The sequence below is a fragment of the Methylovorus sp. SPW-M1 genome (genome assembly GCF_053848825.1).
Genome location: NZ_CM132626.1, coordinates 637,851 through 653,066, shown reverse-complemented (window position 1 = coordinate 653,066; position 15,216 = coordinate 637,851). Strand labels below are relative to the sequence as shown.

The 15,216-nt window shown below is 55.6% G+C and carries 17 protein-coding genes; 10 read left to right on the top strand and 7 right to left on the bottom strand.

Features of this window, described 5'->3' with window-relative positions:
• Positions 1–4: 4 nt before the first annotated feature.
• Positions 5–856: a 16S rRNA (cytidine(1402)-2'-O)-methyltransferase gene (gene rsmI, locus ACWWD9_RS03010; RefSeq protein ID WP_455867682.1), complete on the bottom strand. Its 852-nt coding sequence runs from the start codon at positions 854–856 to the stop codon at positions 5–7.
• On the opposite strand from rsmI, the gene ACWWD9_RS03005 reads away from it, so the two are divergent.
• From ACWWD9_RS03005 to ACWWD9_RS02985, 5 genes are read left to right on the top strand one after another with little or no spacing between them, the layout of a single operon-like run.
• A complete protein-coding gene (locus ACWWD9_RS03005) occupies positions 848–2,497 on the top strand; it encodes a penicillin-binding protein activator (protein WP_455867681.1) in 1,650 nt (549 codons plus the stop codon). The genes rsmI and ACWWD9_RS03005 overlap by 9 nt on opposite strands.
• 5 nt (positions 2,498–2,502) lie before the next feature.
• On the top strand, positions 2,503–2,838 hold the full coding sequence (locus ACWWD9_RS03000) for a YraN family protein (protein WP_455867680.1): 336 nt from the start codon (positions 2,503–2,505) through the stop codon (positions 2,836–2,838).
• A gap of 17 nt (positions 2,839–2,855) precedes the next feature.
• The gene (locus ACWWD9_RS02995; protein WP_013443039.1) at positions 2,856–3,446 is read left to right on the top strand and encodes a phosphoheptose isomerase; all 591 of its coding nucleotides are present in this window, start codon (positions 2,856–2,858) and stop codon (positions 3,444–3,446) included.
• Between the two features lie 2 nt (positions 3,447–3,448).
• Positions 3,449–4,018: a BON domain-containing protein gene (locus ACWWD9_RS02990; RefSeq protein ID WP_013443040.1), complete on the top strand. Its 570-nt coding sequence runs from the start codon at positions 3,449–3,451 to the stop codon at positions 4,016–4,018.
• Between the two features lie 50 nt (positions 4,019–4,068).
• Positions 4,069–4,365 (top strand): DUF3579 domain-containing protein, encoded by a 297-nt coding sequence (locus ACWWD9_RS02985; RefSeq protein ID WP_013443041.1) that lies wholly within the window; start codon positions 4,069–4,071, stop codon positions 4,363–4,365.
• A gap of 109 nt (positions 4,366–4,474) precedes the next feature.
• On the opposite strand, the gene ACWWD9_RS02980 is transcribed toward ACWWD9_RS02985, so the two are convergent.
• On the bottom strand, positions 4,475–4,933 hold the full coding sequence (locus ACWWD9_RS02980; RefSeq protein ID WP_015830859.1) for a TlpA disulfide reductase family protein: 459 nt from the start codon (positions 4,931–4,933) through the stop codon (positions 4,475–4,477).
• Positions 4,934–4,935: 2 nt separating this feature from the next.
• The gene (locus ACWWD9_RS02975; RefSeq protein WP_455867679.1) at positions 4,936–5,559 is read right to left on the bottom strand and encodes a YqhA family protein; all 624 of its coding nucleotides are present in this window, start codon (positions 5,557–5,559) and stop codon (positions 4,936–4,938) included.
• Positions 5,560–5,687: 128 nt separating this feature from the next.
• Between ACWWD9_RS02975 and ACWWD9_RS02970 the strand changes: the two genes are divergently transcribed.
• Positions 5,688–7,247: a hypothetical protein gene (locus ACWWD9_RS02970; RefSeq protein WP_041362877.1), complete on the top strand. Its 1,560-nt coding sequence runs from the start codon at positions 5,688–5,690 to the stop codon at positions 7,245–7,247.
• Here the strand turns inward: ACWWD9_RS02970 and ACWWD9_RS02965 are convergent.
• Positions 7,244–8,497, bottom strand: a complete 1,254-nt coding sequence (locus ACWWD9_RS02965) for a sensor domain-containing phosphodiesterase (protein ID WP_455867678.1) — start codon at positions 8,495–8,497, stop codon at positions 7,244–7,246. The genes ACWWD9_RS02970 and ACWWD9_RS02965 overlap by 4 nt on opposite strands.
• 169 nt (positions 8,498–8,666) lie before the next feature.
• On the opposite strand from ACWWD9_RS02965, the gene trxA reads away from it, so the two are divergent.
• The 4 genes from trxA (at position 8,667) to ACWWD9_RS02945 (ending at position 12,594) form a co-directional block, all read left to right on the top strand.
• On the top strand, positions 8,667–8,993 hold the full coding sequence (trxA, locus tag ACWWD9_RS02960) for a thioredoxin TrxA (protein ID WP_013443046.1): 327 nt from the start codon (positions 8,667–8,669) through the stop codon (positions 8,991–8,993).
• Between the two features lie 140 nt (positions 8,994–9,133).
• Positions 9,134–10,393 (top strand): transcription termination factor Rho, encoded by a 1,260-nt coding sequence (gene rho / locus ACWWD9_RS02955; protein ID WP_013443047.1) that lies wholly within the window; start codon positions 9,134–9,136, stop codon positions 10,391–10,393.
• A gap of 176 nt (positions 10,394–10,569) precedes the next feature.
• A complete protein-coding gene (locus ACWWD9_RS02950; protein ID WP_015830863.1) occupies positions 10,570–10,812 on the top strand; it encodes a type B 50S ribosomal protein L31 in 243 nt (80 codons plus the stop codon).
• A gap of 132 nt (positions 10,813–10,944) precedes the next feature.
• On the top strand, positions 10,945–12,594 hold the full coding sequence (locus ACWWD9_RS02945; protein ID WP_455867677.1) for an ArnT family glycosyltransferase: 1,650 nt from the start codon (positions 10,945–10,947) through the stop codon (positions 12,592–12,594).
• A gap of 55 nt (positions 12,595–12,649) precedes the next feature.
• Here ACWWD9_RS02945 and modC read toward each other — a convergent pair whose 3' ends face one another.
• The 3 genes from modC to modA are packed head-to-tail and all read right to left on the bottom strand — an operon-like array spanning position 12,650 to position 15,200.
• Positions 12,650–13,732 (bottom strand): molybdenum ABC transporter ATP-binding protein, encoded by a 1,083-nt coding sequence (modC, locus tag ACWWD9_RS02940; protein WP_455867676.1) that lies wholly within the window; start codon positions 13,730–13,732, stop codon positions 12,650–12,652.
• Positions 13,719–14,432, bottom strand: a complete 714-nt coding sequence (gene modB, locus ACWWD9_RS02935; protein WP_455867675.1) for a molybdate ABC transporter permease subunit — start codon at positions 14,430–14,432, stop codon at positions 13,719–13,721. Before modB ends, modC begins: the two co-directional genes overlap by 14 nt.
• 12 nt (positions 14,433–14,444) lie before the next feature.
• Entirely contained in the window at positions 14,445–15,200 is a 756-nt protein-coding gene (gene modA, locus ACWWD9_RS02930) for a molybdate ABC transporter substrate-binding protein (RefSeq protein WP_455867674.1), read from the bottom strand.
• Between the last annotated feature and the right edge of the window lie 16 nt (positions 15,201–15,216).

Genomic DNA, 15,216 nt, shown 5'->3' with positions numbered 1-15,216 from the left:
TCACTCAGTCTTGCGCATCATTCAGCTGCAAGGCCAGTTGGTACAAGGCGTTCTTTTTGCCACCGGTAATATCCACCGCCAATTTTACCGCCTGTTTCAGCGGCAGGTCGGCCAGCAGCAGGCGGAGTATGCGCTCAGCCTCGCGTGTATCGGCATCGTCTTCCGCAGGTGGGGCGGCTTCCACCAGCAGCACAAACTCCCCGCGCTGACGATTGGCATCGGCCAGCAGCCAGTCATGCGCCTCGCCGAGCGGGCAACGGTGAAAGCTTTCAAAGGTTTTGGTCAGCTCGCGCGCAATGGTGATGCGTCTGAGCGGGCCCAGCACGGCGGCCATGTCCTGCACGCTTTCCAGCACGCGGTGCGGCGCTTCATAAAATACCAGCGTGGTCGGTTCATGCTCCAAGGCCTGCAGCTGTTTTTTGCGCTGGCTGCCACTGGCGGGCAAAAACCCGACAAAACGGAATCCGTTTTCAGTAATGCCCGAGGCGGATAAAGCGGCAATCACCGCACTGGCGCCCGGCACGGGCACCACGGTCACCCCGGCTTCACGCAGAATATCCACCACCACGGCACCCGGGTCACTGATACCAGGCGTGCCGGCATCGGTAATCAGGGCGACGGACTGTCCGGCCTGCAAGCGTTCCAGCAGGATTTCCGCCGAGCGGTGCTCATTGTGCTCATGCACGGCCAGCAGCTTTTTCTGGATGGCATAGTGGGCGAGCAGGCCGCCACTATGCCGGGTATCTTCCGCTGCAATCAGGTCTACCGTTTTCAGGGTTTCCAAAGCGCGTAAAGTAATGTCCTGCAAGTTTCCAATTGGCGTGGCTACAACATATAATGTGCCGATATGATTCAACGCTTACTCACTCTGCTGTTCATGTGCTTGTGGCTGAATGCGGGCCCGGCAGCCGCCGATACCGTCGCTACTGGCTCTCCCCTCAAGAAAACGCCCGAGACGCAATTCAGTCTCGGCATGGGCTGCCTGAAGAAACAGGATATTCCCTGTGCGCAGCTGGCGCTGGCGAGCATTCCGGCCATGTCGCCGTATGCCAAGGTGTTGTCAGGCAACATCGCCGCCAGCCAGCAGGATTACGATCAGGCCTTGCTGATTCTGCTTCCCTTGCAAGCGGACAAATCGATATCCGCTGAGGCAAGCGCAAGTTTACACACAAGCTTGGCTCTCGCCTACGAAAACCAGGACGATCCATTGCGTGCACTGGAGCAGTATGTCCAGGCGCAGTCAGGCCTGGCGGGCGATGCACTGCTCACTGCACAAAAGCAACTGTGGCAGTTTTTGAGCAGGACCAACAAGGTCGATCTGATTGCCATGCGTGGCAATATCACCGACACCACCCTGCAGGGCTGGATAGACCTGGCGCTGGCTGGACAGGATGGCTTGAGCCAGGATGACGTCAACCAATGGCGCAACGCCTATCCAGACCATGTTGCCATGGATGAATTGCTGGCGGCGCTCATCGTCAGCAGCGCGACCAGCTCCGCTGCCAATACAGCCGCCCCCGCCGCCAACACCAAGGCCTTGAGCGGTCAGATTGCGCTGATTCTGCCGTTTTCTTCTGAAGCCTATTACCCGGCATCCGATGCTATCGAGCGCGGCTTTGTTGCCGCTCAAACCATTGCCAACAGCAATGCCGAAGTCAAGATTTATGCCTCCACGGGTGGCCGTGATGATTTCGCTGCCGTCTACCAGCAAGCCGTCAGCGAAGGTGCCAACTATATTGTCGGCCCGCTGACGCGGGATGAGGTGACAGCGCTGAGCGAACTGCCCGTTAGCCTGCCCACGGTGGCGCTCAATCAGAGTGACCTTGCCACCAGCAACCGCAATATCCATTTTTATGGGTTGGCTGTCGACAGCGAAGCCCAGCAGGTGGTGCGCATCGCTCGTGACCTTGGCATGCAGACCGCCACTATCGTCGGTACCGAAAGCAGTCTTTCGAACCGCATGATCAAGACTTTTAGTGATGCCTGGATAGCCGATGGCGGCCAGGTTAGCCAGCAATTTGGCGTCAATGAAGACACCGATATGAACGCCCTGAAAACCGATATTCAGGCTCATCCCACCGACATGATCTTCCTTGCCACCACGGCCGATAATGCCCGCCAGATCCGCCCGGCACTGGATGCCGCGACGCCGACCTTTGGCCTGTCGCACATCTACGCTGGTGTGCTGGATAATGCGGATGATGCGCCGCTGCTGGCTGTGCGCTTTGTCGACATGCCATGGCTGCTGAGCCCGGACACGTTTGCCGCTTACAAACCGGCCGCACAGGATTTACCCAGCGGCGAAATGCAGCGCTGGTTTGCCCTGGGCGCGGATGCTTTCAGCCTGTTGCAAGCCGTGGTACAGCACCCTGGCACGCCCGCCACCATCAAGGGTCTGAGCGGCACCTTGCGCCTGAATACCGATGGCAGCGTCAGCCGTGAGCTGGCGGTAGCCCGATTCGGCCGTAATGGCATCACAGTCGAGCGCCTGCCTTAATCCACGTGAACACCCAGGGCACCGAAGCGGAAGAGCGCGCTGCCATCTATTTGCAACAGCATGGGCTCAAACTGCTGGCACGCAATTACCGCTCGCGTTTTGGGGAAATAGACCTGATCATGCGCGATGGTGTGAGCCTGGTGTTTATTGAAGTCAGGATGCGCAAAAGCGATCGCTTTGGTGGTGCTGCTGCCAGCATCACGCCGGCCAAGCAGAAAAAGCTGGTTCTCACGGCTGAACACTATTTGCAGCAACATGGCGCCAGCGTTTGCCGCTTTGACGCCGTTCTGCTGGATCAGGCATACAACATCGTATGGATACGCAACGCTTTTGAAGCTTGAATGAAAAGCCACAAGTCATGGACATCACAGAACGCATAGCCGGCCACTTTACCGAGAGCGCCAATCTCAAACTGCAACTGGGCGATCTGCTGGCGCGCCCGATTGTGGCGGCGGCCGAGATGATTGTGCAGGCCCAGCTCAACGAGAAAAAAGTGCTCGCCTGCGGCAACGGCGGTTCGGCGGCCAGCGCGCAGTATTTCGCTTCGCGCATGTTGAACCAGTTTGAAATGGAGCGCCCGGGCCTGGCCGCCGTGGCCATCAGCGCAGACAATTCAACGCTGACGGCCATTGCCAACCATGGGAATTTTGACCATATCTTTTCCAAGCAGGTGACGGCCCTCGGCCACACCGGCGATGTATTGCTCGCCATCAGCACCAGCGGCAACTCCCGCAATATCCTGCGCGCCATTGAGGCGGCCAAGGACCGCAACATGACCGTGATCGCACTCAGCGGTGGCGATGGGGGAGAGCTGGTTGAACTTCTGACGGATGAGGATATCCACATAGGCGTCCCGCACGACAATGCATCGCGCGTACAGGAAGCCTATATTCTGATATTGCATTGCCTTTGCGATGCAATTGATTGCACTTTACTAGGAGTCAACTAACCATGCGTTTCATCACCAAAGCGTTTATCGCTACCGCCCTCGCCACTCAACTGGCGGGCTGCTTCCCTGCGATTGTCGGTGGCGCCGCTGCCACCGGTGTCATGGCGGCAGATCGCCGTACATCCGGCATCTACATTGAAGACGAAGGCATTGAGCTCAAGGCCTCGCAACGCATTGCCAGTGAGCTAGGCGAAAACATTCACGCCAACGTCACCAGCTTCAACCGCAATGTGCTGATCACCGGCGAAGCATTCAATGCAGAAACCAAAGCCAAAGCCGAGTCGATTGTGAAGGAAGTGGAAAATGTCCGCAGCGTGACCAATGAACTGGTGGTGGCACCCAAGAGCTCATTAAGCTCACGCAGCAATGACACTTACATCACGTCCAAGGTAAAAGGCCGCCTGGTGACCGAAAACCGCTTCCCCGCCAATTACGTGAAAGTGGTGACTGAGAAATCCACCGTATTCCTGATGGGTCTGGTGACCAAACAGGAAGCTGCCGATGCGGTGGATATCGCCAGCGGCACCTCAGGCGTGGAAAAAGTGGTCAAAGTTTTTGAATACATGGACTAAGAGCGCACTGCTATAATCCGGATATTATTGAAATTTTTGGCAAACCGACCATGAGCTTACCTGACGAAATCATCATTGAAGGCCTGACCCGCGCAGGCAAACCGTTCCGGCCCAGCGACTGGGTGGACCGTATGTGCAGCACCTACGCCACCTTCGGGCCAGATCGCAAGCTGCGCTATTCACCTTACCTCAAGCCACGCGTCGTCAATGGCGTGCGTTGCCTGGCGGTGGATCTCAAGCTCAAGGTGGTGAATCCGGAAGGCTATACCCAGCTCATGCATTTTGCTGAAGAGAATCAACTCAATGTTCTGGATTCTGCCGGTAACAGCATTCCAACGCCAAACTAAGCGGTAAACACCATAAAAAACGCCACGTCGCAGCCTGCTGCGCGTGGCGTTTTTTTATGGGTGTATGCTTTATGGGTGCTATGTATAGACGCCGTCCGGCAGCAAAAACTTATTTCCCCGAAACCACGCTTTCAATAAAGGCACGCGTCACCAGACCGCGCTTCACCTTCACCAGTTGTCCCTGCGGGTTGTAAAAGTAGGTGGTGGGCAGTACGGTGTTGGGGCCAATCTGGGCAGCAACCTCCGCGTCCCCCAGCACTATCGGGTAAGACATCAGCATGTCATCCACAAAATGGGCCACTTCGGCGGGGTTCTTGTATTCCCAGGCCACGCCGATCACGGCCAGATCACGCTTGTGCCGCTGATCATGCAGGTTGACCAGATCCGGGACCTCTTCCAGACATGGCGGGCACCAGGTCGCCCAGTAATTCACCAGCACCCATTTCCCCTTGTAATCCGATAATCGCTGCACCTTGCCAGAGGTATCGCGTAGCTTGAATCCGTCTTCCGCCATGCCAATGCCACTCAGCATGAGCAACATAAAGGCAAGCAGAAGGCGGGCGTACATAATCAGGATTTCCCTGTGGGACTATGCGGCTGATGCTCGGCACTATGCTGAACAGGGTGCGATTCACCATGGTGAGGTTCAGCGTGCTGGGCAGAGGCGGGATGATGCTCGCCGCGATGCATCAGGAATAAAGCCAGCCCGATGAGAGCGATGCTGCCGCCAAAGGTAAGGAGGTCCTGCGGGTCGGTCATTTTCATTTTGAGCGCATGTTCAAACAGCGAAACAATCATGATCATGACGATGACCTTGGCCAGACGGTTCTTGAGATCGTCCAGATCGTGAATCACCAGCACACGGCTGGATGCCTTGCTACCCTGGGCCGCATCAATGTCGCTGATGAAGAGCTCATAAAGACCCAGCGAAAAAATCAGCATGATGGTAGCGAGCAGATAACCATCCACCACTTCCACCACATGCGAGACGGTGTCATCGTGCAGGGTTTTGCGTATTTCATTGGTCAGGTCGGGGTCGGCGTAATGCGCGACATGCTTGATCAGGAAAAACACATCGACGGTGGCGATGTAGAAAATGGCAAAGCCCGCGAGCAAACTGGCCACCACCGCCAGCATCACGACAAAACGGCTCTTCCATAAGATGCCCTCAAATACCTGTTCCAACCATTTCATTGCTGATGTTCCTATGTGATCCCTTGTTGCGGGCTATTCTAACTCATGACTGACAGAGCTTGCCGGGTTCACCGTGACAAAAGGCATCATAGGTCTTAACATTGGTTTACATACTCGTGGAAGGCAATATGGCATTAACACTCACTATTCCAGCACTTACCGACAAGCCCCTGATCCCTGCCGAGACACAGCCGCAAAAGCTGCAAACGCTGATGGGCCAGTGGCTGAAGTTGCCCATGCTGGAGGCCTCATCTGCCATGGCCGACGAGTTGGAAAACCTCAATCGGCAGGTCGTGCCTGCGGATGCCCGTTTTCGGGCGCTGGAAACCTATCGCCCGCTGGTTATCAGCATGAATCGACGCCTGGCAGGCATTTATGGCAAAGCCAGCCTGCCCTTGCCTGTAGAAGCACGTGCTTATGTCAAAATCGCGGAATCCTTGTGGCTGGAAATGGCGTATGGCTACAAAATTGCGCTGATCGACGAACAGCAGAAGCTGTTCAAGATCAACAGCAACCCCAAGCATATGGCACTGCTATTGCTGCGCGCCTTTGAAGCCCTCAATGGCCTGATCCATATCTATTTTCAAACTTACTTTCCGGCGCCGGGCAGTGTATGGAGCGATATTCATCAGTTGTATCGCTATGCTGTCCAGGCCGAACTGCAAGACCTGCCCATTGAACAGGGTGAACGCAAAACCACCAGCATCAGCACGCAGTTCAAGCAGATATTGCTGATGGCACTGGCTGAGCCGCAGAACCTGACACCGTCTGAGATTCGTCGCGTCGCCGACTATATCGAGCGCCATGCCGCCCTGGCAGAACTGCATGCCACCGGGCGCATTGAAAATCCGGCGGCGGTATTTCTGGTCAAGCTCAACACCGATATGCCGCCCATAGCCTACAGCAAGCATGAAAGCCTGCCACCCACCGGCAGCGACCTTCTGCTGCTGACCATACGCCTGGCGCGCATGGTGCATCAGCATATCCAGTTATTGCAGAAGAAAAACGCCATCATCAGCACGCATGAATTGCCGGATGATGCCACCGATGGGCGTTATATCGATCTCTTGCGCTACTTGCTGCAGCATTGGGGCAAAGTGCCCAAGCGCGTGTTCAAGCGCTCGCGCAAGAGCAGCAGTGTATCCATGGTTATCGGCATGCCTGCCGCGCATGCCCTGGCGAATCGCGCGTGGCAGGGCAGCAAACCTGCCAGTGTGGGCCGTACCGGTCTGCTGTCAGAGCAACTGCAGGCGGCCCGCTGGGCGGTAGTCAACGTCAGCGCGGCAGGCATGGCCTTGCGCAAACCAGCCAAGCTCACCAGCCAGTTGCATGTGGGAGAAGTGATTGCAGTAAAAGAAGACCATATGCAGGGCTGGGCGACGGGCGTCATCCGCTGGGCCATGCATGATGAAAAGGACAATCTGGATATTGGCATCCAGCTCATTGCGCCGACCGCCAGGGCCATCGGCTTGCGCCGTCCATCCCAGCCGTCGTTTGAGTTTGCGCTATTGCTACCCGCCATCCATGCCTTGAAGCAGCAGGCCAGCATTGTCGGGGCCGTGGGCAGTTATTCACCAGACCGTATCATGGAGCTGGATTATGATGGCCGCACCCGGCGTATTGTACTCACCAGACTGGTGGAGCGTACGCATGGCTTCGAGCGCTTTCAGTTCACCGCGCTGGATTAAGCGCTGACATCCCAATCCAGGTCACAGCACAGCACTTGCACAACGCCCATGGGCTTGATGGCGATGGATATCGTCAGGCAAAGCTCGCCAGTGGCAATCGACAAATATGGCCGCGTCATCTGCACCTCACCGGGATTGCCCAGGGCGCGACGCAGGTAAGGCCGCCGGATCCAGTTGGCTCCTGAGCCATCGGCCAGGGGCTGATAGCGCACGCTCATGATGGAGCGGCGAGTTGGTGCTACTTCACTGGTGCCTATCTGCACGCCTTGCTGGTTAAGCAAATAGCAACGATCAACGCCAGGAATAGCCAGCAAGGCTTGCACGGCGCCGGATAGTGGCGCGCCAGCCTCTAATTGCTCAGACGCTTTAAGAAATGCAGCCACGGCATCCTGCATTTTCTGATGGCGAATCTCAGGCACGGTGGATTGCCGATAGCCCTGGAATAATTTGGCAATGGATTCGGAGCGGGTTTCCTGCAGCAGATAGGGCGCAGGCCGACCGAAATAATAGCCTTGTACCAGGTCTACATCGGTATCCATGGCGATAATGGCTTCCTGCTCGGTTTCCACGCCTTCGATTAACACCAGGCTACCTGCCTCGTGTATCAAAGACACCACGCCAGGCAAAACGCGACGTGCCACCGCCGTGCTCGCCGCCTGCGTAATCATGGAACGATCCAGCTTGACGATATCGGGAGAAAGCCGCCATATACGCTCAAAATTGGAATGGCCAGCGCCGAAATCATCAATCGCCACCAGACAGCCGAGATTCTTGTAAAACTGCACGGACTCGGAGAGTTGCGATTCATCTTCTATCGCGCCCTCAATGATCTCCACCACCACCATGGAAGGCGACACACCATAATGTTCCAACAGGTCCTGAAAGAACTGCCCATAGTGCCTGCCGTTCACAATCACCTGCGGATTGATATTCAGAAACAGCCATTGGCCGGCTTGGCCCTGCTGCATGAAATTATGCATGTGCAAGGCACGCGACAAACGATCCAGCTCGACAATCTCCGCCTCGGTTATCGCCTGCTCAAAAATCCGCCAGACCGGCAGCGCCTGCTGTTGCTCATCAAACGCCCGGATCAGGCCTTCATAGCCCACCACCCGGCAATGCGAAAGACTGAAAATAGGCTGGAATGCACTACTTAAGCGCATTCCCTTGTAATTTGCTTGTGAATGCCCCATGTTGGGGATAGTGGCATCCTCGATCAGTTCGAGAATATCCATCAGAATTCTATTCATTTCGACAACACATGATTTTAGTATTGAACCTTCCCTGTAACCCGGCAATCATCAGCAATTATCATGCCGACATGAATACTTCACTTACGCGTCTTTTTTCGCTAGGATAGCGCAATACTTCGTTTTCACTATCTTAATTACAAGTCCCATTTTCTATAGAGGTTCACACATGAGCGACCATATTACCCATATTAGCGACAGCGCTTTCGAGCAGGAAGTGCTGCAATCCCAAGTGCCCGTGCTGGTTGACTACTGGGCTGAGTGGTGCGGCCCATGCAAGATGATTGCCCCTATCCTGGATGAAGTCGCAAAAGAATATGAAGGTCGCCTGAAAGTCGCCAAACTGAACATTGACGAAAATCAGCAAACACCTCCCAAGTATGGCATTCGCGGCATCCCTACCCTGATGCTGTTCAAGAACGGCAATGTAGAAGCCACCAAAGTGGGCGCCCTGTCCAAATCCCAACTGACTGCTTTTATTGACAGCAATATTTAATACCGCTACGCTTGCGCCTGATTTTGTGTTACCGTGATTCTTAACTCCACGCGTCATTCATCCAATTAGAAATCAGGCGCTAATTCCCTAGCAGTTCACTGCACTCCCTGCAGTTTCGATTTTCAGCGAGCCCTCCTCTTATGCATTTATCCGATCTAAAACATCTTCCCGTGACCGAACTGGTCGAAATGGCGATCGCCAACGAGATTGAAGGCGCGAGCCGCATGCGCAAGCAGGACCTCATCTTCGCTCTGCTGAAAAACAAAGCCAAAAAGGGAGACAGCATTTTTGGGGATGGCACGCTGGAAGTATTGCAGGATGGATTTGGGTTTTTACGTTCACCCGACACCTCCTACCTGGCAGGTCCGGACGACATCTATGTTTCACCTTCGCAAATTCGACGCTTCAACCTGCATACCGGCGACTCCATCATGGGGGAGATTCGCACCCCCAAAGACGGCGAACGCTACTTTGCCCTGGTAAAAGTCGACAGCGTCAACGGCGAAGCCCCAGAAAACACCAAGCACAAAATCCTGTTTGAAAACCTCACCCCCCTCTTCCCCACCAAGCCTCTCGTACTCGAACGCGATATTCGCGGTGAAGAGAATGTGACCGGCCGCGTCATTGACATGATTGCGCCTATCGGCAAAGGCCAGCGCGCCTTGCTGGTGGCCCCTCCGAAATCCGGCAAAACGGTCATGATGCAACACATTGCCCATGCCATTACCGCCAATCACCCGGACGTCAGCCTGATCGTGCTGCTGATTGACGAACGTCCGGAAGAAGTGACGGAAATGACCCGCTCGGTGAAGGGCGAAGTGGTTGCCTCCACCTTCGACGAACCCGCTACCCGCCACGTTCAGGTCGCCGAAATGGTGCTGGAAAAAGCCAAGCGCCTGGTCGAGCATAAAAAAGACGTGGTGATCCTGCTGGATTCGATCACACGCCTGGCGCGTGCCTATAACACGGTAGTACCGGCCTCCGGCAAGGTACTGACTGGCGGCGTAGATGCCAATGCATTGCAACGTCCCAAGCGTTTCTTTGGCGCTGCCCGCAATATTGAAGAAGGCGGCTCGCTGACCATCATTGCCACCGCGCTGGTCGATACCGGCTCGCGCATGGATGATGTGATTTACGAAGAATTCAAGGGCACTGGCAATATGGAAATCCACCTGGATCGCCGTATGGCCGAAAAGCGCCAATACCCCGCCATCAACGTCAACAAATCCGGCACCCGCCGCGAAGAGTTGCTGATTGAAAAAGACATCCTGCAAAAAATCTGGGTGCTGCGCAAACTGCTCTACCCCATGGATGATCTCGAAGCGATGGAGTTCCTGCTGGACAAGCTCAAGGCCACCAAGAACAACGCCGATTTCTTCGACTCCATGCGTCGAGGCTAAAAATCAGGGCAGCTTGCTGCTAGATCAGCGGAAAATCCCCTTTTTCTGTCACAACAGGCAACTTGCAGGCGAGTATTGCAAAAGAACCATTGAATCAATATAATGCTCACCTTTCGCAGTTGTCGCATGTGAACCACTACCCGCCGCACATACCGGCCAATTTGAGGTAAATGATTATGAAATCAGGCATTCATCCTGAATATCGCGAAGTTGTTTTCCAGGACATCGGCGCCGATTTTAGCTTTATTACACGTTCTACCATCTCCACACGTGAAACCATCAAGTGGACTGACGGTAAAGAATATCCACTGGTGAAGATTGAAGTTTCTTCGCAATCGCACCCGTTCTACACCGGCAAGCAAAAGATTCTGGATACTGCTGGTCGCGTTGAGAAATTCCGCCAAAAGTACGGCATGTAATTTCTTGTGCACATGCACGCAAAAAGGCAGCCTGGGCTGCCTTTTTCATTTGTGTCGCACCAAGCCCGGCCTATCGGCAGACTGGGCGCATGACATCGTATACACTGCAGCAGTAACCTCTTGAGATAGCACATGGCTTTTGAGCTGGAACATGACTGGCAAGGCAATCTGGCCACACCACGCGCCCGCATAGGCGAGAGCGCAAAAACGCGTTTGCTTATCCTCCTGTGCGCAGTGTGGGTATGCCTGGGCCTGATCAGCCACGCCCCCTGGAAGCCTGACGAATCCCAAGCCATCAATATCGTCAAATCCATGTTGCACGGCCATGCCCTGATTGCCCCCGTAGTCGCGGGTGACAGCACGATAGAAAATCCACCGCTGTACTACCTCAGCGCCGCTGGCATGGCAAAACTGCTACAACCTTGGCTACCTATGCACGATGGCGCCCGCTTGGTAAGCGGCGTATGGATGGCACTCACCCTGTTGCTGGTTGGCATGCTGGGCCGCGAATTATGGGGTCGCGGTGCCGGGCGCCAAACCACGTTTATCTTCCTGGGATCGCTGGGGCTGGTTGTTTCCGCCCACTTGCTGATGCCAGAGGTGGCAGCCCTCACGGGCTCCGCCATGGGCCTGTATGCGCTGGCACTGGCCAAGCGTCGTCCGTATCGCGCCAGTGCCTTGCTGGGATCGGGCATAGGCATCTGCTTCCTGACGACCGGCTTGCTGTATGCCATCCCGATTCTGTTCACCGCCCTGCTGCTGCCCATTCTCTTCAGCTCCTGGCGTACCCGAAGCTATGCCATTGTTCTCGGCCTGAGCATACTGGTGGCGGCCCCCTGGCTGGCCATATGGCCGCTACTGCTCTGGCACACATCGCCTGACCTGTTTGCCGCATGGCAACATTCCAATAGCGAGCTTTTCACGCAATCCAGCCATGTGTACTTCCTGAATACGCTGGCATGGTTTTCGTGGCCAGCACTGCCCATTGCGCTTTGGGGCTTATGGCGCTATCGCACGGTACTGCTGCTAAAACCCCGTTTTCAGTTACTGATTACATTCTTTGCCATCAGTTTTATCGTGATTGGTTTTGGTGCCAATACGCGCGAGATTTACGCCCTGCCTTTATTGTTGCCATTAGCCGTATTGGCCGGTGGCAGCGTTGAAACGCTGAAGCGCGGTGCCGCCAGCGCATTGAACTGGTTTGGTCTCATTCTGTTTGGCATGATCGGCTTCCTCATCTGGCTGGGGTGGTTTGCCATGATGACGGGCTGGCCCGAAAAGCTGGCCGAACGCATGCAGTTTCTTTCCTCGATTCACCATCCGGTGTTCAACTGGATTGGCTTTGCCGCTGCTTTTCTCATCACGCTGATCTGGCTGGCCGTTGTCATTAACGCCAAACGCTCAATACGTGCTGCAGTGACGGACTGGGCCGTCGGCATCACCATGGCCTGGAGCCTGCTGATGGCACTATGGTTACCATGGATTGATACTGCCAAGAGCTATGGCCCGGTGATGAGCAGCATGCAAAAAGCCCTGCCGGCCAATTACCACTGCATGGTGGAGCGGAATCTGGGCAGCTCCCAATACGCCTTGCTGGATTATTACCTGGGCATTCGCCCTCACGCCGCGGAATCGCATGCAGGTCGTCGCTGCGATCTGTATCTGATTCAGGATGAACGTGGTCGGGCCAAGTTCCAGCCGGGCCCGGAATGGAACATGATCTGGCACGGCAAACGCGCGACAGACCGCCGCGAAAGCTTCAGGCTGTATCAGCGCAATTAATATCAACCGGGCTTCAAATGCCCGGTTTTCACATCCGCGACAACGCTCCTGCCCCTCACAGCGCCTGACCGTAAAGGTGCAAGGCCTGGGTTTTAATCAACGCATGCACTTTCATCCCCGGGCTTAGGGCCAGATCCTGAATGGCCTTTGCACTTACCTCAGCCACCAGCGTATGTGCCTCCAGCACCACATCGACCAGCATGCGGTGGTCCACCTGCCGCATCTGGCCCAGCGTGCCTGGCAGCTGATTCTGTATGCTGATGCCTGAAACCGGCTCGCTCGCCAGGGCGACATTGGACGCCGCCGTGGAAATGGTGATGCGATCGCCCACCGCCCCTGCGGAAAGCGGGATAAACAGGGATTGAGCGCCGAGCCTGGCAACTGAGTAGCCTTCTGCCGGATGATGCGAAAGCAATTCCACCTGCAGCACATTTTCCATGCCCAGCGAGCGCGCCAGAGCAAGCACCTGGGTATCCTGCATCACATCCACAAAATCACCATAGCCAATCACGTGCCCCTGCTCCAGCACCAGCATGCGCGAGGTCAGTTGCAGCACCTCATCAATGGCGTGGCTGACATACAGCATGGGAATATCAATCTCGTCGCGCACGCGCTGCATGAACGGCAAAATCTGCATCTTGAGCCTGACATCCAGCGATGCCATCGGCTCATCCAGCAACAGGAGACGCGGTGAGCTCAGCAAGGCTCGTCCAAGTGCGACCCGCTGCCGCTGACCACCCGAAAGTTGATGCGGCTTTTGCCGCAACAAAGCGCCTAGCTCAAGCAGTTCAACAATCTGCGCCAGGCTGAAGCGGCGCTGCTCACGAGGCAATCGATGGTAACCATATTCCAGATTGCGGCTGACAGTGAGATGCGGGAACAGCCGGCTATCCTGAAACACCATGCCTATCCTGCGTTTGTGCAAAGGCAGGTCAATGCCGCGTTCAGTATCCAGCAGGCATTCGCCATCCAGCACCAGCCGCCCGGCATCCGGCCTGACCAAGCCTGCCAATGTCCCCAGCAAGGTCGTTTTTCCTGCGCCGGACGGGCCAAACACGCCGGTGACACTATCATCGAGCGTGACGTTGACGCGCGTGGCAAACTCCCCGCGGCGCAGCGCATAATCAAGCTCTATCATCGCCACTCCCGATGCGACGCAAGGCGCGCTGCTCCATGACATTACTGAAATAAAGCGCCGCAAATGCCAATAACAAACTCAACAAGACGAGGCGCAGCGCAGGCATATCGCCTCCCGGTATTTGCGTATAGGTGTAGATCGCCAGCGGCAATGTCCGTGTTTCCCCTTCAATATTGCCCACAAAGGTAATCGTGGCGCCAAACTCGCCCAGGCTGCGGCTGAACGCCAGCACCATGCCCGTGAGAATACCGGGCAAAGCCAATGGCAAGGTGATACTGAAAAATACGCGCAATGGGTGTGCGCCCAAAGACTGCGCAGCTAACTCCAGACCGCGATCAACCTGGCTGACGGCCAGACGCGCCGATCGCACCATCAAGGGCAAGGCCATGATGGCCGAGGCCACCACCGCCCCCATCCAGGTAAACGCAATACTGATGCCAAATGTCTCTTGCAGCCATTTGCCCAAGAAGCCCTGACTGCCAAACAGCAGCAGAAGCAGAAAACCCGGCACCACGGGCGGCAGCACCAATGGCAAATGCACCACACTATCCAGCAAGGCCTTGCCGAAAAAGCGCTTGCGAGCCAGCACCCACCCTAGCAATACGCCAGGGATGAGAATCAGCAAGGTACAAAAAAAGGCAACCTTGGCGGATAGCCATAAGGCCGCCATTTCCTCAGGAGTTAACTGCAATATCGACACCAGAACACGCCTTTAAAATAAGGGGGTAAATCCATATTTGCGGAAGATATCGGCAGCAAACGGGCTTTTCAAATACGTGAGAAAAGCACTGTCAGCATTTTTTGCCCCCGCCACCCGCGCAACAGGATACACCACTGGCGCATGGGTCTCTTGCGGAAACACGCCAACAATCTCGACCTTGTCACTCACCTTGGCATCGGTTTCATACACTATCCCGGCAGCACACTCGCCACGTGCCACAAACGCCAGCGCCGCACGCACATCCTGCGCTCCGACAATCCGGGTTTTCACCCCATTCCACCAGTTGAGATTGCCCAGCGCCTGCTTGGCGTAGATACCAATAGGCACCGCCTCCACATCACCCGTGCATAGCCGCCCATCAAACGCCTTGGCAAAGTCAAAGCCCGCATTAAAGTCGACCTTGAATCCACGCCCCTTGGGCGCGATCAACACCACTTTATTGCCGAGCAGATTGCTACGCGAGGCGGCCTCAATGCGTTTCTTGTCCTGCAGATAATCCATCCACTTGGTATCCGCCGAAATAAAAATATCGGCCGGAGCACCATTTTCAATCTGCTTGGCCAAGGCGGAGGAAGCGGCATAAGACTGCGTCACTTTGGCGTCCTTCTCTTTTTCATAGGCCGCACTTATCTCGGCCAGGGCATTGGTGAGGCTGGCTGCGGCAAATACCGTCACCTTGTCCTCGGCAAGTGCCGAGGAGGTGATGAGCATGGCTAACAGACCCCATGCAAACGTCATCTTTTTCATAAGATATTCCTGAGAT